21 protein-coding genes are annotated in these 23,107 nt (G+C 38.5%); 14 read left to right on the plus strand and 7 right to left on the minus strand.

Annotated elements, in window-relative coordinates:
* Positions 1–14: 14 nt before the first annotated feature.
* Positions 15–2,900, minus strand: a complete 2,886-nt coding sequence (locus tag AC27I2_RS08790; protein ID WP_487204021.1) for an insulinase family protein — start codon at positions 2,898–2,900, stop codon at positions 15–17.
* 174 nt (positions 2,901–3,074) lie between these two features.
* Here AC27I2_RS08790 and AC27I2_RS08795 point away from each other — a divergent pair, with 174 nt between their 5' ends.
* Positions 3,075–3,491: an MAPEG family protein gene (locus tag AC27I2_RS08795; RefSeq protein ID WP_487204022.1), complete on the plus strand. Its 417-nt coding sequence runs from the start codon at positions 3,075–3,077 to the stop codon at positions 3,489–3,491.
* A 52-nt stretch (positions 3,492–3,543) separates the two neighbouring features.
* Here AC27I2_RS08795 and AC27I2_RS08800 read toward each other — a convergent pair whose 3' ends face one another.
* Positions 3,544–4,293, minus strand: coding sequence for a peptidylprolyl isomerase (locus AC27I2_RS08800; RefSeq protein WP_487204023.1), 750 nt, complete (start codon positions 4,291–4,293; stop codon positions 3,544–3,546).
* Between the two features lie 221 nt (positions 4,294–4,514).
* On the opposite strand from AC27I2_RS08800, the gene AC27I2_RS08805 reads away from it, so the two are divergent.
* Positions 4,515–4,685, plus strand: a complete 171-nt coding sequence (locus AC27I2_RS08805) for a hypothetical protein (RefSeq protein ID WP_201020860.1) — start codon at positions 4,515–4,517, stop codon at positions 4,683–4,685.
* A gap of 93 nt (positions 4,686–4,778) precedes the next feature.
* On the plus strand, positions 4,779–6,404 hold the full coding sequence (ushA, locus tag AC27I2_RS08810) for a bifunctional UDP-sugar hydrolase/5'-nucleotidase UshA (RefSeq protein ID WP_487204024.1): 1,626 nt from the start codon (positions 4,779–4,781) through the stop codon (positions 6,402–6,404).
* 26 nt (positions 6,405–6,430) lie between these two features.
* Here the strand turns inward: ushA and AC27I2_RS08815 are convergent, their stop codons facing one another.
* Together AC27I2_RS08815 and AC27I2_RS08820 are read right to left on the minus strand one after the other, a co-directional pair.
* Positions 6,431–7,375: a hypothetical protein gene (locus AC27I2_RS08815; RefSeq protein WP_487204025.1), complete on the minus strand. Its 945-nt coding sequence runs from the start codon at positions 7,373–7,375 to the stop codon at positions 6,431–6,433.
* Complete coding sequence (locus AC27I2_RS08820) at positions 7,368–8,264, minus strand: hypothetical protein (protein WP_487204026.1); 897 nt, start codon at positions 8,262–8,264, stop codon at positions 7,368–7,370. Before AC27I2_RS08820 ends, AC27I2_RS08815 begins: the two co-directional genes overlap by 8 nt.
* A gap of 219 nt (positions 8,265–8,483) precedes the next feature.
* Here AC27I2_RS08820 and AC27I2_RS08825 point away from each other — a divergent pair, with 219 nt between their 5' ends.
* On the plus strand, positions 8,484–9,335 hold the full coding sequence (locus AC27I2_RS08825; RefSeq protein ID WP_219422076.1) for a S1/P1 nuclease: 852 nt from the start codon (positions 8,484–8,486) through the stop codon (positions 9,333–9,335).
* 303 nt (positions 9,336–9,638) lie between these two features.
* Positions 9,639–12,776, plus strand: a complete 3,138-nt coding sequence (locus AC27I2_RS08830) for a TonB-dependent receptor (protein WP_487204027.1) — start codon at positions 9,639–9,641, stop codon at positions 12,774–12,776.
* Positions 12,777–12,830: 54 nt separating this feature from the next.
* Here the strand turns inward: AC27I2_RS08830 and AC27I2_RS08835 are convergent, their stop codons facing one another.
* On the minus strand, positions 12,831–13,262 hold the full coding sequence (locus tag AC27I2_RS08835) for a MarR family winged helix-turn-helix transcriptional regulator (RefSeq protein ID WP_487204028.1): 432 nt from the start codon (positions 13,260–13,262) through the stop codon (positions 12,831–12,833).
* 144 nt (positions 13,263–13,406) lie between these two features.
* Between AC27I2_RS08835 and hmgA the strand changes: the two genes are divergently transcribed.
* Positions 13,407–14,708: a homogentisate 1,2-dioxygenase gene (hmgA, locus tag AC27I2_RS08840; protein ID WP_487204029.1), complete on the plus strand. Its 1,302-nt coding sequence runs from the start codon at positions 13,407–13,409 to the stop codon at positions 14,706–14,708.
* A gap of 2 nt (positions 14,709–14,710) precedes the next feature.
* Positions 14,711–15,337 (plus strand): maleylacetoacetate isomerase, encoded by a 627-nt coding sequence (maiA, locus tag AC27I2_RS08845; RefSeq protein WP_487204030.1) that lies wholly within the window; start codon positions 14,711–14,713, stop codon positions 15,335–15,337.
* Between the two features lie 12 nt (positions 15,338–15,349).
* Here maiA and AC27I2_RS08850 read toward each other — a convergent pair whose 3' ends face one another.
* Positions 15,350–15,583, minus strand: a complete 234-nt coding sequence (locus AC27I2_RS08850; RefSeq protein WP_058552981.1) for a TIGR02647 family protein — start codon at positions 15,581–15,583, stop codon at positions 15,350–15,352.
* 107 nt (positions 15,584–15,690) lie between these two features.
* Between AC27I2_RS08850 and AC27I2_RS08855 the strand changes: the two genes are divergently transcribed.
* Positions 15,691–15,993, plus strand: a complete 303-nt coding sequence (locus AC27I2_RS08855) for a DUF1496 domain-containing protein (protein ID WP_487204031.1) — start codon at positions 15,691–15,693, stop codon at positions 15,991–15,993.
* A 54-nt stretch (positions 15,994–16,047) separates the two neighbouring features.
* On the plus strand, positions 16,048–16,356 hold the full coding sequence (locus AC27I2_RS08860) for a VF530 family protein (protein WP_138530344.1): 309 nt from the start codon (positions 16,048–16,050) through the stop codon (positions 16,354–16,356).
* Positions 16,357–16,399: 43 nt separating this feature from the next.
* Here the strand turns inward: AC27I2_RS08860 and AC27I2_RS08865 are convergent, their stop codons facing one another.
* Positions 16,400–18,019 carry a diacylglycerol kinase family protein gene (locus tag AC27I2_RS08865; protein ID WP_487204032.1) on the minus strand — a complete coding sequence of 540 codons (1,620 nt, stop codon included), beginning with the start codon at positions 18,017–18,019 and terminating at the stop codon, positions 16,400–16,402.
* Between the two features lie 594 nt (positions 18,020–18,613).
* Between AC27I2_RS08865 and AC27I2_RS08870 the strand changes: the two genes are divergently transcribed.
* The 5 genes from AC27I2_RS08870 (at position 18,614) to AC27I2_RS08890 (ending at position 23,105) form a co-directional block, all read left to right on the plus strand.
* A complete protein-coding gene (locus AC27I2_RS08870) occupies positions 18,614–19,138 on the plus strand; it encodes a sigma-70 family RNA polymerase sigma factor (protein WP_487204033.1) in 525 nt (174 codons plus the stop codon).
* Complete coding sequence (locus tag AC27I2_RS08875; protein WP_487204034.1) at positions 19,135–19,818, plus strand: anti-sigma factor; 684 nt, start codon at positions 19,135–19,137, stop codon at positions 19,816–19,818. The genes AC27I2_RS08870 and AC27I2_RS08875 overlap by 4 nt, the downstream gene beginning before the upstream one ends.
* A gap of 126 nt (positions 19,819–19,944) precedes the next feature.
* Positions 19,945–21,537: a DUF4331 domain-containing protein gene (locus AC27I2_RS08880; RefSeq protein ID WP_487204035.1), complete on the plus strand. Its 1,593-nt coding sequence runs from the start codon at positions 19,945–19,947 to the stop codon at positions 21,535–21,537.
* 11 nt (positions 21,538–21,548) lie between these two features.
* Entirely contained in the window at positions 21,549–22,055 is a 507-nt protein-coding gene (locus AC27I2_RS08885; RefSeq protein ID WP_487204036.1) for an Ig-like domain-containing protein, read from the plus strand.
* A 42-nt stretch (positions 22,056–22,097) separates the two neighbouring features.
* On the plus strand, positions 22,098–23,105 hold the full coding sequence (locus AC27I2_RS08890; protein WP_487204037.1) for a tetratricopeptide repeat protein: 1,008 nt from the start codon (positions 22,098–22,100) through the stop codon (positions 23,103–23,105).
* Positions 23,106–23,107: the final 2 nt, after the last annotated feature.

Consider the following 23,107-nt stretch of genomic DNA (forward strand, 5'->3'; position numbering starts at 1 on the left):
TCTATTTATCAATCTTATTTTTGTAACTTAATACCATTGTAATAAGCATCAAGCGTAGTGATTTTGGTTTGATTAGGTAAATCAGCAAAGTCACTTTCAATAAACTTAGTACCGCGCAGCTGCACGTTTAAGCGCGCTGCTTGTGGGTTTAGCATGGTTTGCTTGTAGTACTGTTTTATATCTGCAAGCGTTACTTTTTCCACTTCATCAATTAGCTTTTGTTTGGAATCAAAATTAAAGTTTTCTCGGTACCAATCGCTGATCAAAGGACCCATTTCATCGTTTAAGTTTTTAGGTTGCTCTTTAAGTGACACCAAAGTCGCATTTTTAAGCTGTAAAAATGTATCAGTGCTCATGTTATCAAGCTCTACCGCGTACTCTTTTTTGAACTGGTCGAAGCGAGCTTGAATTTCCTTGGGGCCTTTTACAGGCGTTTGAATAAACAAACCAACCGCTGAATAATCTTCAATTGGACTTGCAATAGCACCTACTGCATAAGCTAGTTGCTCTTCAGTACGCATTTTGTCAAATGCGATCGTTCTAAAGTGATCACGTAATACAGCAGCTTGAGCTTTTTGTTTATAACCCGGTATTGGGTGAACGGTCATATCAACCACAGCAACATCGGCTACATCTATATCCTTTTGTAGTACTAACGTTTCACCCGGTTGTGGCAACCACGCTTTACTACGAGCAAACTCGCTCACCGTATGATTTTTAGGTAAAACAGCTGTGAGTTCGCCTGCTATTGACTCTATATCTTGCTGGTTATAATTACCGTAGCTAAATACGCGTAAATCATTGTTAGAGAATGTGGCTTGTTGTAACGTTGTTAAGTCAGCAACACGCAATGATTTTGCAGTTTTAATTAATTCATCGGTATCAAAACTACCCGTGCGTGTTAACTTAGAGTAAGCACCAAAGGCTTGAGCATAAGGAAATTGCTTTTGTTGATTCAACAAGTCACGAGTGTAGCGGTCAATAGCTTGCTCGAATGCTTGCGAAGTAGCCTCAACGTTTAATCCACTCAATGCTTGTTTAAGCAATACATCTTGCTTATCAGTGAATCCATTAAGTGATAATACAAGCCCATTACTTGGTGCAAGCCTTACGCCCATACCCGCGACCGCAGCTTCAGTACTTAATTGGCTTTGCTGAATGTTATATAAATCTGCCCACACAGAATAGAGTACTTCAGCACTGATATCGCTCAGACCTTGTTGCGTATTTATGTATACCTCAACTAACCCTTTCGGTTGTTCGGCAAATTTCTGGCTAGCTTGACGCCATACTTTTATGCCTTGTTTATCGTAAACAAGCTCTGGGTGTTTTTGTTCTTTAAATTCAGCCGTTTTAATTGCAAAACTTTCAGGTAATAAGTTGTTCACACTAGGGAGCGCTAATTTAAACTCACTTGGCTTCTTCCAGCTTGCTATTTCATCAGCGCTAATGTCGTTTATGCGATATTTACCGTCGTAAAAATATAACTGAGAGTCTGTTTCCTCTTGCTGTGAAATGTACCAAATACGCAGCGAATCTGCATTAAGCTGGTTTAGCACATTGTTAACAGCGTCGGCATCAAATTTTGCATAGTGGTAAGGTGCGTTAATCGTGTGATTAAGTGGGTAAACCTGCATGCTACCCGTAAGAGCACTTACATAGTTAAACTCGTCACCCTTTTCTAAAAATTTAAATTGGTTATTGAGCGACGTACGTATTTCGTTAAAGTACTTGCTATCGACCCCTTCCTTTTTAATTAAATCAATATATTGCATAACAACTGCAACAATTGCTTCGCGGTTTTGCATACCTGAATCAGTAAGCTCTATATCAACCGTCAACGCACCATAGTTTGCATACTGTGTTGGTGAAGCTGATGCCGATAGCTGTGAAACCCAGCCCTTATCTCTGAGTATTTGCGCAGGGCTACCCGGCATTTCATTACTAAGTAAGTATGAAACAAAGCGGTTTGGTTTTACGGCAAACTCATCGCTGTTGTTGGTAATAGTAAAATCAAGCTTTAACTGTTTTACATCTTCATTTGGCGAGTAAAATACGCGTTTACCACCGGCTTTATCAAAATCAAGTTCGGCCGTAACAGTTGGTTTTTCAATATTTTTATTTTTTATATCAGCAAAGTACTTTTGCGCTTTTATTTCCATATCTGCAATTGGCAAATTAGAAATAAGCGCCACCTTCATAATATTCGACGAGTAATATTTATTGTAAAAGTCGACAGTTTCTTGATGAAGCGAGCTGCCTTCTTTGTCGCCTAGTGTTTCTAGGTTACCAATTAAAAAACGATTAGCTGGATGCTCACTCATCATCTTACGTGCTAATTTAAATTGGCCAAAAAAGTCCATTTCACGTCGCATTGACCACTCAGCATTTACTGCGTTTTTTTCTTTTTCTGTATATTCTGGGTATAACTCAGGGGCTTTAAAAAAGTCAGAAAAACGGTCAAGCCCTTCATCAAAGGCATCGTTATTTATTTTGAACATATAGTTTGTAATTTCAAGCCATGTATAGGCGTTATGCGCCCCACCATTTTTGGTCATGAAATCTGAATACCCTTTTGTATCAGGGTATCTCTCTGTACCTAAAAAAAGCATATGCTCTAAATAATGCGCCATACCTTGTTGAGACATAGGGTCATGCAGTAAACCCACACCAACACTTAACGATGCTGCTGACTTCTCGGCACTTGGATCAGAAACCAAAATAACCTCAATTTCGTTAGCAAGCTTTAGTGTTTTATATTCTCTATTATCATTTGGGCTTACCACTAAGGTGTCTGACAATAATGATGCTTTTGGCGAGGTTGCTACCGGTGAAGATGTATTCGAACAACCGCTGAGAACAGCGATTGCAATGGCACTTAGACAAATAATTTTTTTCATTTTATTTCCATTAAAGGCATGATGCAAAATAGGTTATGCTAATTCAAAAGCAAGCTTAATAGTATAAACTAACACTTTGTGCTGATCAGTTTCTAGCAATTAGCGTTATTTTGTGTAACACATTGTGAAAAATGCCTGCATACTTACTAATTAAAACAATAACAAGGAACTACAATGGAAAAAATAATAATACTTGCCATGTTTGTGCAAGTCACCCTTTCTTTAGCTGTAATGATTATTATGGGGAGAAGACGCTTTGCAGCAGCTAAAAATAAGCAGCTCAATTTAAAAGATTTTGCAACGATGCGATTAGATAACGCAGGTGACCATGTAAGGGTGGCCGATAGAAACTTTACCAACCAATTTGAAATACCGGTTTTATTTTATGTAGGTTGCTTATTAGCTTTGCAATTAAACAGTGCAAGCGTAGTGGTTGCAATTTTGGCCTGCGCATTTGTAGCGACACGCATTCTACATAGTATTATTCATTTAGGAACAAATAACGTAAGAGCTCGATTTAATGCGTTTTTAATTGGCTGCGTGTCTGTATTTGCGATGTGGCTTGCGATGATTTGGCGACTATTTATTTAATGTAAAGCGCAGCTATAAAATAGCTGCGCAGTTTAAATTGCTGTGAATGAGATTACTTATTTCTTTTAAGGCGTGGTACAGCTAACAAAAAAGCACCCAGCAGCCATATTAAAGCCCCACCCGAGCTACCGCCTGAGCCATCAGAGTTATCGGCGTCAATCAGCGTATTTTCAACAACAGTTAATCCGGCTGCCGAATTAGGATCGTCATCTAATACTGTAACGCTTTGGATTGTTACTAAATTAGCACTGCTAATAGACACATCACTGCTGGCACATTGCTCTGCTGTTATATCGACTACTGGTGTTTCACCGCAATGAACTAACGCTGCAATTTTATCAAGCGTTGACTGACTCGCCGCAGTGATTTGTCCAAATACGGTAAAACCACCATTTTGTGTATCAAGTGCCGCACTACCCGCACTGTTATTAGCCATATTAAAAAACCATTGGCTAGTGGCACTGTTAGGGTTGCCCCCTAACTTAGCCATGGCAATGGTACCTTTAACATTAGAAAATACAGGTTCATTAATAACTGCAGGTTTGGTCGTGATAGGGTCTAATGTGTCTGAAAACGTAAATCCACCGCCTTGAATAACAAAATTGTCTATTGAACGATGAATAACGGTTTCATTGTATGAATCGTCTTGTACATAGCTTAAAAAGTTTTCTACAGTTTTTGGTGTTTGCTGATCAAATAAATTAATCTGGATTGTACCTTGGCTGGTTTGCATCTCGACTATGGTTGCATGGCTAACAAAGCTTAGTGAAGCGAGCAATGAACCCAGTAAACATTTTTTCATGTTAGATCCTATTATTATATTTTTTAAAATAAGTTTTGTTTAGGTTAAGGTTACTGACTCAAAAAATCGATAGCTTTAAGGCAGTTGATACAAATTAGACCGTTCTGGTAACATTTCAATTACACACTATTGATTTATATTTTCTATGAAAATGTAAACCGAGTAAATGTTTAACTTTGCTCATTGTTAATTATTAAATAACATAGATAATGGATACACACATGACACACACACCACACACAATTTGCGACTTTGGCCTACATAAAGGTGAAGCATACACAAAGCTCCCAGCAAGCTTTTTAAATTGGATGGTTGCTACAAAGCATGAAAAATCACACTACGCTCGCACTGAACTAAAGCGAAGGGAGCTTGCAGCAACAACCCGTGATTAACCAAAAAATATAAGTAACTAGGTTTTTTATAAGCAAAACTAGTTTAAACTAGCCGCCTAAAACATTAAGTACAACTTAATTCATAGGTATTTTATGCGTATAATTTTTATTATTTCTATCATTTTGAGTGTGATGGGATGTACATCAGCAACAACTGACGAAAAAACATCTTCTCCTCAATACTTAACCGTGCTTCACACTAACGATAACCATGGGCGGTTTTGGCATAACGAAAAAGGCGAATACGGCATGGCCGCTCGTAAAACGCTTCTGGATCAATTGCGCAGTGAAGCTAAAAAGAAAGGCCATGGCGTTTTACTACTTTCTGGTGGTGATATAAATACAGGCATACCCGAGTCCGATCTTCAGTATGCAGAACCTGACTTTAAAGGCATGTCTTTACTTGGCTACGATGCAATGGCACTGGGTAACCATGAGTTTGATAACCCGCTGAGCGTATTAGAAAAACAGCAAACTTGGGCTAACTTCCCTCTTTTATCAGCAAATATAATTGAAAAATCATCTGGTAAAAATGCCTTTACCCCTTACAAAATATTTGAAAAAAATGGGTTATCTATTGCTGTTATTGGCCTAACTACAACCGACACAGCTAAAATAGGTAACCCTCAATATATTGGTCATTTAGAATTTAAAGACCCTGTTTCAGTAACTGCCAAATTAGCTGAAGAAATAAAAGTAAAGTACAACCCAGATATTACTATTGCTGTAACGCACATGGGCCATTTTATTGATGCTAACCATGGTATCAATGCACCAGGGGATGTAACACTTGCCCGCTCATTACCTACTAACACGCTTGACATGATCATCGGTGGTCACTCTCAAGAACCCGTCTGTATGGCATCAAACAATGTAAACGATGATAATTTTAAACCTGGTCTAGCGTGTAAACCCGATCAGCAAAATGGCACGTGGATCATGCAAGCTCATGAATGGGGTAAGTACGTTGGTAAAGCTGAGTTCAAATTAGAAAATGGTGAATTGAGCCTACTGGATTATAAATTAATGCCAGTTAATTTATATGTTGAAAAAACACAAACTGACGGCACATCAAAAGAAGTCCTTGCGAACGAATATATAAAACCAGACCCTGCATTAAAAGCGTTTTTAGCTAAGTACCAAGCGATTGGCGCAAAGCAAATTGAAGGCACTATTGGCTCGGTAGATGCTAGATTAGAAGGCGATAGAAACAAAGTACGCTATCAACAAACTAACCTTGCTCGCGTTATTATCCAAGCACAGATGAACGTTGTGGGTGCAGATTTTGGGTTAATAAGTGGTGGCGGTATTCGCAGTTCAATCAATGCGGGTGAAATAAGTTATAAAGACATATTAAAAGTTCACCCTTTTAAAAATCGTATAACCTATATTGACTGGCAAGGCGCTGAGCTATGGGATTACTTAAACACAGTTACAAGCTTTCCTGCTGATGCTGGCGCTTACTTGCAATACCACAAGCTTTCGTTTGAACGCAAAGATGACAAGCTTACAAACGTATTTATTAATGGTAAACCGTTTGATAAAAACAAAACATACCGTATGAGTTTAAATAGTTACAACGCTTCTGGTGGTGATGGTTATCCTACTATAAATACGTTAAAAGGCTTTGTAAGTACTGACGAAACAGACGCCCAAGCACTTAAAACGTTTATATCGCAACACAGCCCAATAAAAGCGGCTGAGTTTGCCCCTAAATAAACGCCCATAATAATAGGGAAGCAAAATTACTTCCCTATTATTTCAATATTTCCCTTCGCTATATTTATAAGCCCGTAACTGTGCAAACGAGAGCGTGAACCTTCTCCATACGCTTTAGGTGGGTAGTAAATTTCTTTTTCCTCAGGGTATTCATTTAATACTTCGTCAAGCCCCGCTCTTATTTCACTCAACGTTTTCTCAAGGCTATTATTAAAGTTCGGGCGTTTCCTGATCGTATGTCCAAGCTCTGTTAAACGGTAGAAATACTTGTTAGCAAGTTCAATCAGCTCATCAGGGACATTTTTGTTGTGATTCAACGTAACCTCACTATTCGCTGAACAGTATTCAACAAGGGCGAGATAAAAACACAATGGTTTATTAGCTAATTGAACACTTTGCTCTTTATCATAACTATGTGAAAGTGTTTTATTGCGTAAGTCAATGATGAGCGCTAAAGGCATCGGCGTTGATGCAACGGGGTTAATGCTTTTATTTAAGTTTACACTGCTTTTTTTACTCTCTACAACTTTTAACCACACCGTTACAAAAATACTGATAAGTAAAAAAAATAAAAAGAACATCTTATTTTTAGGTGTGAAGTAATGCTCGTTTATACTAAAAACAATTATCACAGGACCTTCGCTTGTCGCTAAACGGCTTGTAAATTGAGTTTTTTTTAACTCGTTTTCACTGATTAAGCCTGAGGTAATGTTGTCGACTTTCAAATTACTTGTTTTTAAATAACTATTCAGCGAGTCTATATAAGCTACAACCGCCTCTTTATTTCCTGCATGCTTATAAATCTCATTGGGCAAATCGAGTAATGTTAAATCCAGTGCAATTTGTTTTTCAATTTGAGCCTTTTGCTGTTTAGTTGCGCGCTCGGTTTTATTCACTACAGATATATAAAACACAAACGATAATATTAAAAATATACACGAGAACGTTAATAAAAACTTTCGCCTACTCATTATTTTCCCCTACTTTAAAAACAGCAGTATTATTTTCACACAGCCAAAATGCGGTTACATTTTGATAGTAATGTAGGGCTTGCCCTTTAGACATATTCATTAAGTGATTTTGCACCGAACACAACAAATCAGTATTATTTTGTTGCATTTTTAAATACCAACGTGTGCCTGTTATATTATTGCTAAGTGGGGTTATATAGTTTTTTGAGAAACGGTCTTTATCGCTTTCTTTCCAAAACGACGCAATAATATCTACTTTACCATTGGCTAATAAGTCACGCAGTTCATTGTGAGAACTTGCGTATGTTATATTTAAATTTGCAATATTTATAGCAAGATCTTTAAACACTTGCTTTGGAAGAATATGCCCAGAGCGGCTCGTTGGGTAATCCAGCAGTCCTATTTTTTTGTCTAAAAAATACGATTTTGAAATGATGGGTTTTTCTTTTGAAGATATAAAAAATGCGGTGTAATCAGAAAAACCGACAACTGGCATATAATTATAGGTAGATTCAGCCTTAAAAGCCGTCATGATGTTGTTTTTTGCGAGAATTAGGTCTGCAATTCCTTTACCTACAAACTCTAAGCTGTCTGATGTTTTGTATCCCCAATAGCCAATAACCGAACCGTACTGTTTAGCAACCACACTATCATCACATAACTTCTGTGAAAGCTCAGTTGCAATGTTCTTAGACGGTGTAAATACAATCAGCTCATTGTCGTTTGCGGTCGCCGAGGTACTACATACTGTTGATGTTTCAATAAGTATAGGAAATACTAATTCGTCATCATTTACAATTAATTGACCACACATCCAAGCAAAAACCATCACTGTAAACAAAAATGTAACAATTGAAGTTTTATGCAACAGCTTATTTTTAATATCCAAACTAAAGACACCCTAAAGTAGAACACTCTCTCATTTGAACAATATTAATTACTTATTACAACAAGTAATTTTACCTATAACTACTAAACTATTGATTAATAATAAATATGAACAAGAAATTATGAATTTTATTGAGTCCTTCCTAATTACATAAAAAGTAAGGACAATTGACCTCATTACAACGCAATACACCACTACAAAATCATTAAGGGATATTTAATGCGTAGCAATGTAAAATATTCGGTAACGTCAGCGCTTTTAATAAGTGCCATTTTTACAAGTAGCGATTCACTTGCTTGGGGCCAAAATGGTCACCGTGTTGTAGGTAAAATTGCTGAATCCCATATAACAGAAACCACAAAATCAGCTATTCAACCATTTTTAGCGGGAGAATCACTCGCACAAGTTTCAACTTGGCCTGATGAAATGCGCTCAAACCCCGGCAAGTTTTGGCAAAAGCAATCTTCTCGCTGGCACTATATTAATGCCGCACCTAATAAGTCCTTCACAATCAATCACGACCATACCAATAATAAAGAATCGGTTAGCAATATTCTTGAAGGCATCCACTATTCTATAAAAACACTCAAAGACGAAAACAGTAGTTTAGACTCAAAACAGTTCAGTTTACGTTTTTTAGTTCACTTGGTCGGTGATAGCCATCAACCCTTCCACGCAGGAAGAAGCGAAGATAGAGGCGGAAACCGTATTAAAGTCTCGTTTTTTGGTCAAGATACAAACTTACACAGCTTGTGGGATACTAAGTTAGTTGAAAACGAAAACTTATCATTTACTGAATACGCGCAGTTTATAAACACCAACAACAGCGAACTAATCGCCGAATATTTAGAAAGTACACCAACTACGTGGATTGAAGAGTCTCACAATTTAGCAAACGCACTTTATAAGTCTACAAATGAAGAAGTTGGCTACAGCTATGTCTACAAAAATACACCTATTGTAAAAACACGCCTTCTGCAGGCAGGTGTTCGATTGGCTGGCTTGTTAAACGCACTGTTTGACCCTTCAGCTAAAGAGCTGGAAACAGCGTTAAAAAAAGTATCTATGTAATTTGTGACACATAAAACCTACACACGGGGATTTTTTGTTAAGGCTTGTTTTACATTTCACAAGTTTGTCATAAAACATCGGTAGTATGAGCTCGCTAATAGAGTGATTACTCAAAAAAACGTAAAAAACAGTCGAAATTTGTACTATTTATTAAAAAAACATTGCAGTTGTATTTTATTTGTAACAAACAATTGGGGTACAATAGCAATGGTTTTTAAATTATAAACCTGCATTTAGTTTATTTTTTGAAAACCAAAAAATAAAAATATAAAAATTTAATTATTAACTACACGGGAAAATTAAATGAAAACTCAAATACGCAAAACGGCCCTATCACTTGCTATTGCAGCATGTGTTGGCGTTAGTGGCGCTGCAATTGCAAATGAAACAACATCTGCAATTAAAGGTCAAATCACTGGTCCTAACGGCAACCCTGCTGCTGGCACTAAAATTACAATTTTACACGTTCCTTCAGGCTCAGTTAAAACTACTGAAACTAATGACGCTGGTTATTTCACAGCTAAAGGCCTGCGTGTTGGTGGTCCATATAAAGTAGTTGTAGATTCTGACACTTATGCAGACCAAGAGTTCAATAATATTATTCTTAATATTGGTAACGATTACCCTGTAAATGCTTCTTTAGAGAATATCTCTAACATTGAGCAAATTGTAGTTACAGGTGCTCCTATCAGTGCTATGTCTGGTGGTACAGGTCCTGCGTCTACTTTTACGCTGACTGACCTTGAAAACCAACCAGCTATCAACCGTGATTTAAAAGATATTATTCGTATTGACCCACGTATCACAATCGATGATAGCCGTGGCTCAATCAACTGTGGTGGTGGTAACCCACGTTACAACAGCTTAACGCTTGACGGCGTTCGCATGAACGATAACTTCGGTTTAAGCTCAAACGGTTACCCAACTATCCGTGCCCCTTTCTCTTTCGACTCTATTGAACAAGTTTCAGCTGAGCTAGCTCCTTTTGACGTTCAATACGGTGGCTTTACATCGTGTAACATCAACGCTGTAACAAAATCGGGTGGTAACGACGTTCATGGTGGTGTTTTCTTCGATTACACAAGCGATTCAATGAAAGGCGATGAAATTGAAGGTAACGAAGTTGATAACGGTAACTACACTGAAAAGCGTTACGGTTTCAATGTAGGTCTTCCGCTTGTTGAAGATACATTATTTTTGTTCACTTCATACGAAAAACTTGAAGGTGTTCGCCAGTTTAACTACGACGGTTTAAACACTGGTAGCGTAACAGCTGATGACATTACACGCATCACTAACATCGCTCAATCTATATACGGATATGATGTTGGTGGTATGCCATCAAGTATGCCTGTTGAAGATGAAAAAATCTTAGTAAAACTAGATTGGAACATCAACGAAGATCACCGTGCAAACTTAATCTATAACTACAACGACGGTAATACAATTTCTCAGTCTGATACTGGTTCTAGCCGTGTTTCTTTATCAAACCACTTCTATGATCAAAGCGCCGAGTTTACGTCGATTATTGGTTCTGTATACTCTGATTGGTCAGACGATTTTTCTACTGAAATTCGTCTAGGTAAATCAGAGCTAGACGCAACGGTTCAGTCATTAGATGCTGCAAGCAGCTTTGGTGAAATGCAGATTCGTACTGATAATGGCGGTACTGTATTCATTGGTCCAGATGATTCTCGTCAATCAAACGACCTTGATTACGACACAACGACATTTAAAGTTGCTGGTACTTATTACTTAGATCAACACACAATTACTGCTGGTTACGAGTTCGAAGAGCTATCTGTTTTCAACTTGTTCGTACAGCATACAGAAGGTGAGTGGCGCTTTGACTCAATTGACGACTTTGAAGCAGGTCAAGCAGCGCGTATCTACTACAACAATGCTGCAGGTACTAATAACCCGAATGATGCGGCTGCAAGCTTTAAATATGCACAGCATACATTCTATGTTCAAGATGAATACGCATTCACTGACTTAGATGCAACCATTCAGTTTGGTTTACGTTACGACAAGTACACAAGTGATGACGTTCCTAACTTTAACCAAAACTTCACTAACCGTTATGGTTTCAGCAATCAGTCTACATTTGACGGTATTGACTTACTGCAGCCACGTGTTGGATTCCAATGGTATGCAACTGACGAACTTGAAGTGCGCGCTGGCTTAGGCTTGTTCTCTGGTGGTAACCCGAACGTATGGCTGTCTAACTCGTACTCTAACGATGGTATTACAAACATTAGTACGCAGTTCCGTGGTGTAGATTTATTCAATACAGCTAACGTAAACGGCGGTACACCTGGTTTTGACGTACCACAAGGTATGTTTGACATTGTTGCAAATACAGAAATTGGTGTAGGCGATGCAACAGTTAATGCTGTAGACCCAGATTTTGAAATTCCTTCAGAGTGGAAATATTCACTTGGTGCTACATACACAACTGAAGACGAATACGTAATCTCTGTAGACTACTTATACTCGAAGAAGAAAGATGCTGCATTGATGCGTGATATCGCACTTCGAGAAAGCGGTGAAACTACGTTTGATGGCCGTCCTATTTACGAGTCAATCGAAGGACGTAGTAATGAGTATTTATTAACGAATGTTAGTGGTGATAGTGGTGACTCTTCTGTTATCTCTGCTGCAATCAGCAAAATGTACGACAACGGCATTAACTTTAGCTTTGGTTATGCGTATACGGATGCAGACGATGTAAACCCAATGACTAGTTCTGTAGCCGGTTCTAACTACGGTAACATCGCACTTACTAATCCAGGTAACCCTGGTGTTGCGTCTTCAGATTATGAAATTCCGCATCGCTTCACTATGACACTTGGTTACAAACACGAATTTGTAGACGGCTTTGAAACACGCTTTAACCTTTACGGTGAAGCATACAAAGGCCTACCTTACAGCTTCACGTTTGATGGTAGCGATAACACAGATGCTAACCGCAACACCACCTTTGGTGATAACAACTGGAATGGCAACCGTCAGTTAATGTACGTTCCACTTGAAAACGATCCTAACGTTGTTTACAACATGTCTGCAGCTGAAATCAATGAGTTCAACGACTTCATTGCTTCTGAAGGGCTTAAACGTGGTGAAATTGCAGGCCGTAACCAACAAAATGCTGATTGGTTTGTTAAGTTTAACTTTAAGATTACACAAGAACTACCAGGCTTTATGGAAGGCCATAAAGGTGAAGCATTCTTCGTAATCGACAACCTTACAAACATGCTAAATGATGACTGGGGCGTACTTAAGAAAGGTCCTTTCGTAGGCGCAAGCATGATCTCAACATCTATTGATGACCAAGGTCGTTACGTTTACTCAGGCTTTAACGGTAATAACGCAAATACTTCAGTGCAAACTGGTGCGTCATTATGGGAAATGCGTGTAGGTGTACGTTACACTTTCTAATCTAATTTGTTAGATTAGTTAAAATTATAAAAGCCCATCATTTGATGGGCTTTTTTATGCCTGTAAGTTATTTTTTAGCTTATTAAGTACACTTACTAATAAGCTTTGTTCATGTGTGTTTAACGATGCCAATAATTCTTTTTCCCACTTTAACGCTTCGGGTACTATTTTTTTATATAACTCCTTTCCCGATTCACTTAATGAAAGTATTGCTGCGCGCTTATCCTCTGAATTTATTTGAGTTATTAACAACTTTTTTTCTACTAATACCTTTATTGCACGCGACACGGTCGACTTATCCATATTTGCCTGCTCACATAAGTTTTTAGCATTACTTTGACCAAATTGCGCTAAGTTAGCCAAAATTCGCCATTGAGGTATTGTTAAGTCAAATTTGGCTTGATATACCTGTGCAAGATCATTACTTACCAAACTTGCAGCATTAATTAGTTGATACGCTAAAAAAGTATCTAAATTGAGTTTCATTGTTGTTCCGTTAAATAGGTTTACTGACTGTTCATTTTTATTTACAAGCGCCTCCAGAGAGCAATTTGAAATTACTCTCACTTGAGAGTATCTTAACTGAAATAAATAAAACATAAAACTAGCCTTCTCTCACAGGAGTCACCAATGGCAGAACAATTAAACTATATGACCGGTTTTGGTAATGAATTTGAAACCGAAGCGCTACCCGGTGCCTTGCCGATAGGGCAATTTACTCCTCAAAAAGTTAAGTATGATCTTTATACTGAACAATTTAGCTCTACTGCATTTACCGCGCCTCGCGCAGCTAACCGCAGAACTTGGCTATACCGCATACGCCCTTCGGTAGTACAAGGTGACTACCAATCAATTGATAACGGCCTGATAAGAACCGCACCTATTACAGAAGCCTTAACTCCTCCTACTATGCTGCGCTGGAACCCCGTTGAAATTCCTACAAAGCCAACTGATTTTATCGATGGCCTTATAACAATGGCTGCAAACGGCAGCGCTAATGGGCAATCTGGCATTGGTATTCATGTTTATGTTGCTAATAAATCGATGGTTGACCGCTACTTTTATAACGCTGATGGTGAAATGCTATTTGTACCACAACAAGGCGAGCTGCTCTTACATACAGAGTGCGGTAAGCTTTTTGTAAAGCCAGGTGAAATTGCAGTCATACCGCGAGGAATGAAATTTTCAGTTGATTTAATACAATCAACCGCCCGTGGTTATATATGCGAAAACTATGGTCATGCTTTGGAGCTTGCAGAGCGGGGCCCGGTTGGTGCAAACGGCTATGCTAACGACCGTGACTTTCACTATCCAGTTGCTGCTTTTGAAGACAAAGAAGGTGATTTTGAACTGATATCAAAGTTTAATGGCAACTTATTCAGCTGTGAAATAAAACACTCTCCTTTCGATGTTGTCGCTTGGACGGGTAATAGCGCCCCTTATAAATACGATTTATCGCGATTTAATGTCATGAATACAGTCAGCTTTGACCATCCGGATCCTTCTATATTTACCGTTTTAACCTCGCCGTCAGCCACAGAAGGGATGGCTAATGTTGATTTTGTTATTTTTCCACCCCGTTGGATGGTCGCTGAAAACACGTTTCGTCCGCCCTACTACCATAGAAATATCATGAGTGAATTCATGGGCTTAATTGAAGGTGTATATGATGCTAAAGAGCATGGCTTTGTACCAGGAGGCGCTAGTTTACATAATTGTATGTCGCCACACGGTCCAGAAGCTGACGTATTCGAAAAAGCGTCAAACGCAGAGCTTATTCCACAAAAATATGAAAATACGCTCGCCTTCATGTTTGAATCGCGCTACATCATATCACCGACTAAATACGCGTTAGAAGGTGAAGAGCGTCAGCATAATTACACGGATTGTTGGCAAACAATCGAAAAACACTATTCAGGCAACAAGGATTAATTATGAAGCTATACAGTTATTTTCGCTCATCTGCTGCATACCGCGTACGCATTGCGTTAAACCTAAAAAAAATTGATCACGAGCTGGCAATTGTTAACCTATTAAAATCAGAACAGCTTGATGAGAACTACTTGGCATTAAACCCACAAGGGCTTTTACCAGCCCTTGAAACCGACGAAGGTGTGCTTGGTCAATCATTAGCTATTTTAGAATGGCTTGATGAAACATACCCACATTCACCATTAATTAGCGGCTCAGCTTGGCGAAAAGCACAAATTAGAAATTTAAGCTTTGCAATAGCGTGTGATATACACCCTGTTAATAATTTGCGTGTACTCAAGTATTTATCTAATGAATTAAACGTAGACGATGATGCTAAAAACACCTGGTACAGGCATTGGATTGAAGTTGGTTTTGATAAAATAGAAAAAATGCTCACAGACGATGATTACTGTATTGGGAACGAGCCAAGCCTTGCTGATGTTTGCTTAGTACCGCAAGTATTTAATGCTATTCGTTTTAATGTTGATATGAGTCGCTATCCAAAAATTGCAGCCATTTATGAGCGATGTAATAAATTAGCTGCGTTTAATGACGCCGCACCGCAAAATCAACCCGATGCGAACTGAGTACCGCTAAGCTTAACTTTTGAGCACGCTATGAATAACCGTAACGTGCTCAATTAAATCTAAACCCAAATCCGTCAAGTAACCGCCATCAGGGCTATCTATAACGCCTTTATCAAATAATCGTTGTGCTGCATCAATTAAACTTGCTTCTGCGTCTGAGTGCAATTTAATCCCCTGCATTTTGCTATCGAGCGGAAACTTTGCAAGTAATGTGAATTCATCTATCATCATTTGGTTAAATTTCATGTGTGTTCACCTTCTTATTGTTCTGTGTATTTCTTAGTGTGTAATATTACACTAGCATGTTTTTTAGCATTACGTACTATTTTTAGAGTCTATTGTAGGAGAATATTTTGCGCACGTTAATTATTCTATCCGTCTGTTTTTTAAGCTTATCACTATCGTTATTTTGTAATGCAGAGCCACATAACAGCCGCACATTTGTAAACGCCAATCAGTTGACTCAACATCAAACAATGTGTTGGTACGATGACAAACGTTTCAGTGAAGGCGCATTAATTAGCGTTAAGACGTTTACTTTGCTATGCAGTGCTAAAAATCCCAATCAGACCAATGGCGCATTAATGTGGCTTAAGCTTAATGAACAAGGGAAGATTATTTACCCTAAGCAACCTAAAAAAATTACAGTGAATTAGCCTACAAATTTTATTTAAGCTACAATACACATAGTTTAAATAAGCAGTATGGCTATGGATAATCAACCTAAAAACCCATTACATGGGATCACACTAGAACAAATTTTAGTCGAGTTAGAGCAGCGACTGGGCTGGAAAACGTTGGGAGAACAAGTAAAAATTAAATGTTTTACAGAGTCGCCTAGCATAAAATCTAGTTTAAAATTTTTACGAAAAACGCCTTGGGCAAGAGACAAAGTTGAAGCGTTATATATTCATACAATAAATAACAAACCACTTCGTAAACCGAAAAGCGCACCACGCAAGGCATCAAGCCCCCCACCTAATACAACGGGCTTTGTTTGGCCATCAATAAAAAAATAAAAATAAAGGCGCAATTTATTGCGCCTTTATGTTTTTAGTTTCGCTAAATTTCTTTACTGATCACATTAAGTGATGCTGGCTGTATTTCAATCACAAGCCTGTTAGCTGTTTTCACCTCTCCATCAATGACATATTTAATCCCATTATCTGAAGTTATTTCGACTTTTTTAGCATTAGTATGTTGGGAGTTAATCGCTAAATGACTTTGCGTTATGCTGCTGAACATAAGCTCCGCAATACTCAATACCGTGGTGGAGTTTTCTTTATTCGGTATAAGCCAATTAATATCAAGAAGCCCATCGCTATGATTGGGTTGCCCTCCCCCTTGAGCAAGCAGCGTTGTAAACGGTGCAGCATTAGCGACAACAAAGCTGCTTGTGGTTAGAGTCATCGGGTCGTTATCGTCCAACTTAACGTTAAGCTGTTGCGATTTTTGTTCAGAAAATGCCTGAAAAAAACCCGTTAAATAAGCGAGTTGTCCAAATTTATTTTTAAATTCACGGTCTGCTTTTTCAATCATCGCATGTTCAAAACCTATGCCTGCTAAAAGTAGCATTAGCTCGTTGTTACAATAAGCGGTGTCGATTAACGTAGATTGACCATCAATAATTAAATCACATGCTTGCTCTACAGGTATAAATTTTGAACTTATTCCCATCAATACATGGGCTAGCGCATTTGCGGTCCCCAGTGGAATAATACCTAATTTACATGATGTATTAACTAATACGCTCGCGACTTCAGCTACTGTTCCATCGCCACCACAAGCAATAACAATATCAGGCTTTTCTGCAATCGCTTGTTTGGCAAGCTCTATCCCGTTAATGTCTGGACTTGTGGTCATTACGGTTAAATCGTAATAAGTAGACAAACGGGCAATTATAAATTGTTCTTTGTCTTGCCATATTTTTGTACCCGATACGGGATTGGCAATTAAACATGCACGATTTTTAATCGTCAATTCACCATTTTTATGTCGCTTTGCCAAGTGACGTAATTGGCGCTTATTTAGGTTAGCAGTTTCACGCGTTTCTTTAATTTGGGCAAGCACATCGTGTACATCGGCGTGTTTGTTTTGACTTAGCAAGTAAGCGGCCATAACAAACACTGAACGGCCTCGACCCAACGCACAATGGACAACGACTTTATTATTTTTTTGAATTTGATGATGGATCCAATTTATTGCCTGATTGAGCTGTGAATGTGTTGGTACGCTATGATCAAGCACTGGAATATTTAAATAATTAATACGCTCTTGCGTAGAGCTCCATTCTAAACCGTCAAACTCGCAGGTAACATCTAAAATAGCGGTTATATCGTTGCTTTTTAATGTGTCTATATCTGAGGGAAATAAACGGCATGCTAAAAAAAGGTTATCGTTAATTTGCTGGATAGGCGGTACCTTATCGCGCTTGCGTGACCACGCGTTATAAACTTGTGCACCTAATAGAAAAGGAATGAACGCCCAACGTATATAAAATGGAATAACACCACTTTCACGTTTTCTAAAAATTTTACCTATATTAAAAATGTAGGCCCCACTGACCAAAAAAAGCGAAAGCGCGGTCCAGTAAAAAAAGAGTGAAAAATAAATCGAGTTTATTTCCCAACCTATCAAAATCAGTATACATGCCAGTATCAAATAACTAATTGCAGCCCACATAAAATCTCCATTTGTATTTATTGCTGTTCACTCTATAGCAAGCAGCTTTTATAGTTATAGCTGCAATTAACACGCCATAAAAAGGCACTCGCAACACCTTTAATACATTGAAGTATAAGGCTATTTTTATTTACGTATTTTAAATTACTTTATTTTGCGTTTTTTACACAACAAGCATGTTAATTTTTCACACTTAAAATATTAAAACGAATCTGATTTTATAATGACTATAAAAGGAACTAACTAGAGCTTGTTTATTTTTAAGGATTAAATTTATCTTACCTAAAGGCAACTTAATTGCGGCGCGTGTTCTATAAGCTAATGAGCTAAATAAAAGCTGTTCAAAGCTTTCGCGTCCTGCTTAGCTCCTTATCGGCCCCCTTTGAGAATTTATAAGTCGCTGCTCGATTGAGTTCAAGGGGCTGAGCATGTTTACCCTCATAAGATTTAAAAGCTCAATCAGTTTTAACTATAACGAATACATTTATTGCAAAAAAGGACAAAAAGTATACTGTTACATGCTACTTAACTTTTTTGCATCCAAATTTAGGCCACACACGTTTATAAAAGAGAATAAAAATAAATAGGATTTTTATGGAAAACGATAATTTACTGTCTTTGTTATACGATACGTCGCAAGGCGATAAGCATGCATTTTCAACCTTGTACCAACAAACAAGCGGAAAGCTTTTTGCCATTAGCTTAAATATGCTTTCTAATCGAGCTCATGCCGAAGAAGTGCTGCAAGACGCCTTCATTAAAATATGGCATAACGCCTCAGAATACAATGCCTCTAAAGGCACCGTTATTAGTTGGATGATAAGTATAGTCAGGTATAGAAGTCTTGATGCGTTGCGTTACCATAAGGTAAGAAAAGAGCAAGCAATGGGAGATGATGACTTCGATATTGAGAGCGTCGATGTTAACTACGACGAAAATACTAAATTAGTAAACTGTATAGAGCAGCTTGAACCTCAACAAAAGCAGGCTATTCATTTAGCTTACTACAAGGGGCTTAGTCACAGTGAACTAGTTGACCATATAGAGTCGCCATTGGGCACAGTAAAAAGTTGGATCAGGCGCGGGCTTACGCAACTTCAAAGGTGTTTAACATTATGAATTATACAAAACCCGACTTATTAGATGCGCTCGCAGGGCAATACGTATTGGGCACACTTAAGGGGCTGGCACGAAAGCGTTTTCAGCGTTTATTACTCAGCTCAAGCAAAGCACGTGAGGCAATATTTATGTGGGAACAAAACCTCAATAATTTAGCAAGTGCAATTACACCTCAAACACCTAGCGATTCTGTTTGGGAAAACATTTTACAAGGCATTGAGTCTAAACCACAGCCAAGTAAAACAGTGGTGCAAACTAAGCCGTCGCTTTGGCAGACATGGTCGTTTATAGCGACCGCCGCGTGTATTGTATTAGCATTTTTAGTCGTTAAGCCGATCGAAGAGCCATCGCAATATCAGCAAATTGCACTCGTACAAAATCAAGATAAGCAGTCATTATGGGTTATTGAAGTAAACGAAGATGCACTAACTATAAAAGCCAGCAGTCAATTAGTTGCCCAAAGAGACAAAGATTATCAACTATGGATGATCTTAAAAGGACAAGATTTACCTGTTTCGTTAGGGATATTACCTAAACAAGGTGGTAAATTTTTGTTAAAAGATAAACGCTTTAATGCGGATGATATCTCACTGCTAGCAGTCAGTTTAGAGCCTTTAGGTGGTTCACCGAATGGCTTACCTACCGAGGTACTTTATACGACCGAGCTGGTGTTACTATAATCTCCTGTATGGCTGCTTTTATAAGCAGCCATTTTTTATTTAAATAAAATTTAACTTTTTTGCATCCAATTTAAATTGCCCGCCGTTATTAGCTATGACTTCTATTTAAAACTAAAGGAAAAAGTCATGAAAGCTTTAACACCGTCAATACTCGCAGTAGTAATATGCAGCACTTTTATAAGCGCACCAATTAACGCATCAAGCCACCGAGAAGCACCTAATATCAGTCGCTTCCCAACGTTAGACTCTACCGATTTTTATATATTTAATAGCTATGAACAAGGAAAAGAAGAGTACGTCACACTAATTGCTAACTACATTCCATTGCAGGATGCCTACGGCGGCCCTAATTATTTTGCTATGGACCCGGATGCAACTTACAACATACACATAGATAACGATGGTGATGCAATCGAAGACATTACCTTTGCTTTTAATTTTCAAAGCATGTTACCAAATGATAATCAAGGTGTGCAGTTAGCTGTAGGCCCTGAAGGCAACAAGCGTACTGTTTCTGTTCCGCTTAAAAATGTGGGCGGTGTATCAGCAGGTGATAACAGCGCAACTAATTTTAGTGAATCTTACACACTGAGTATGATTAATGGGCCACAACGTACAGGCGCTGCAACCTTATTAAATAATACAACCACTGGCACATCTACATTTAGCAAACCACTTGATTATATTGGTAATAAAACATTTAGCTCTGAAGCTGACTATCAAACTTATGCGGATCAATTTGTATATAACGTGTCTATTCCCGGTTGTGAAAGCATGGCACAAGTGTTTGTTGGCCAAAGAAAAGACGCCTTTGTCGTTAACCTTGGTAAAACGTTCGATTTAGTAAACTACGTACCGGTAGAGGGCGACAGTGCACCAGGTGCTGGCGATGCAGGCGGTTTTCCTGGAGGCATTACTCAATCGGCTGACAATGACGACCTGGCAGATAAAAACGTAACATCGATTGCGATTGAAGTACCAAAAAGCTGTATTGTAGGCGAAGGTAATGGCGTTGTTGGTTCGTGGACCACTGCAAGCTTGCCGCAAGCTCGCATACTAAACCCGAATGCTAAATTTGCTAATAATGCAGTTAATGGTGGTGCACTTACCCAAGTATCACGTCTGGGTAATCCACTGGTTAATGAGCTTGTTATTGGTATAAAAGATAAAGATACGTTCTCTACGGCACACCCTAAGGATGATGGTCAGTTTTTAGATTACGTGTCGCATCCTGCTCTTCCTGAACTGTTAAACATATTATTTAAAGATGCTGTTAATACGACACTTGGCGCTAACCTTGAAACATTAGCACCAACAAACTTCCCTCGTACCGATTTAATTACCGCATTTTTAACCGGTTTTGCGGGTGTTAATCAACAAGCCACGGTGACGCCGTCTGAAATGCTCCGTTTAAACACAAACATTGCGGCAACACCGCAAAATGAGCAATCTGCATTTGGTGTTGCAGGAAACGATTTAGCTGGCTTTCCAAACGGTCGACGCCCTGGCGATGACGTTGTTGATATTGCTCTGCGTGTAGTAATGGGTCGTTTATGTCACCCTATTCCTGTAGCAGGCGAAGATACTGACCTAGGTTTGTGTGCGCCTGAAGATGCAAGCGTTGGCACCGTGCCTTTTACTGATGGTGCACCTGTTGATGCAACAATGATGGACTCAACCTTTCCGTACTTAGCTACCCCTCTTGCGGGCTCTAAATAAGGAGTAAACTAATGCAACATTTAAAATTAACGCATATAGGTGTATTACTTGGCGCATTAACGTTGGGAGCATGTAGCAATGACGACGACAATAAAAAGCCGTTGCCTGTGGTTAATACAGCCCCATCTGTGAGCGACATTATGTTAAAAACGCAAACGGAGGTAAATATCACCGACTCACTGACAGCCACTGATAAAGAAGGTGATTCACTTACATATTCATTGGTCAGCGAGCCCTCTTTAGGCATGGTTAATATTGATGCTGATGGCACCTTTACTTACATACCAAATAAAGAGGTTACGGGCACAGATAGCTTTACATTTGGCGTATCTGATGGCGTAAATAGCCAAGTAAGTGCAATAGTAAATATCACTATTGAAGCCTTGCAAGTTGACTTTGCTCAGTTTGCTACTGATGCATTTAACCAAGCACCTAATGCAGAGCCACTCCCTATCAATGGACGTGAGTTCACGAACAAAGACACCGATATTAATAATTTAATTAATAGTAATCAGTAAATAAGCTGACCGGCCATGGATGGCTATTTTAAGGATACGAATATGAAACTAGGGCTCATTAAATTCATTATTGCATTAAGCTTAGTATGCTCATTTAACCTTTTTGCAAATGCTTACACCCCAAAAGATAACGACGTAATTGCTGTTACTAAATCAAATATAACAGCGTCTTTATCGCTCAGTGAAATAAAAACCGTGGTGGAGCAAAGCCAATTTGTAGGGCAAACAGAAAATATGCAGGGCGTATTAAAAAATAAGTTGTCTAGATTATATATTAGCGAGCCAACCCCTGACATAGGCTACTTATATGCACGCGTTTTGCAAAAAGAGCATTTATTTAATGACGCTATCACCGTGGCAAACAATGTTTTAAAAATAATGCCTGATCACAGCAATACTCATCTATTACTCGCAAACTTGTACATGACACAAGGCCAATTTGAACTTGCCAAGCAGCATTGTTTAGCACTTATAACTAGAGTAAGCACATTAACTGCAAGTACTTGTGTCCTAGATGTGCAAAGTCAGCACGGTAATTTATTAGGTAGCTATCAGTCTTTAGTGAAGCTTGCGAATAATAAGCCTGTTGACCTCAACACAAAACATGTTTTAGCTGAAATGAGCTTTAGATTACAAAACTACACAAACGCATTAAAGCACCTTGAAAATATAAGCTTAGTAAACGCGCCAGTAAGCCTTATTGTGCTATGGGCAGACATACAACTGGGCTTAAATAAGCCACAGCAAGTAATCAACAAATTAAGTAACTTAATAAAAGAACCACACGATTTAGAAGACGCGCTTTTACTTCGCTTAGCCATTGCAGAAAAACAACTAAACACGACGCAATACACATGGCAAAACACCATGAAGCAACGAGTAGAGCTAAGAGAAGTGCGCCACGACAGTTTTCATGCCAGTGATTTAGCAAACTACTATATTCATGTGCAGCCTAACAAATCAAAAGCGCTGTATTGGGCCAATATTAACTGGCAACAAGCCAAGATGAATATCGACCAAGCGCTTATTATTCAAGCTAAAAGGATGTAAAT

This window comes from Pseudoalteromonas sp. NH0006-46, from assembly GCF_057547735.1.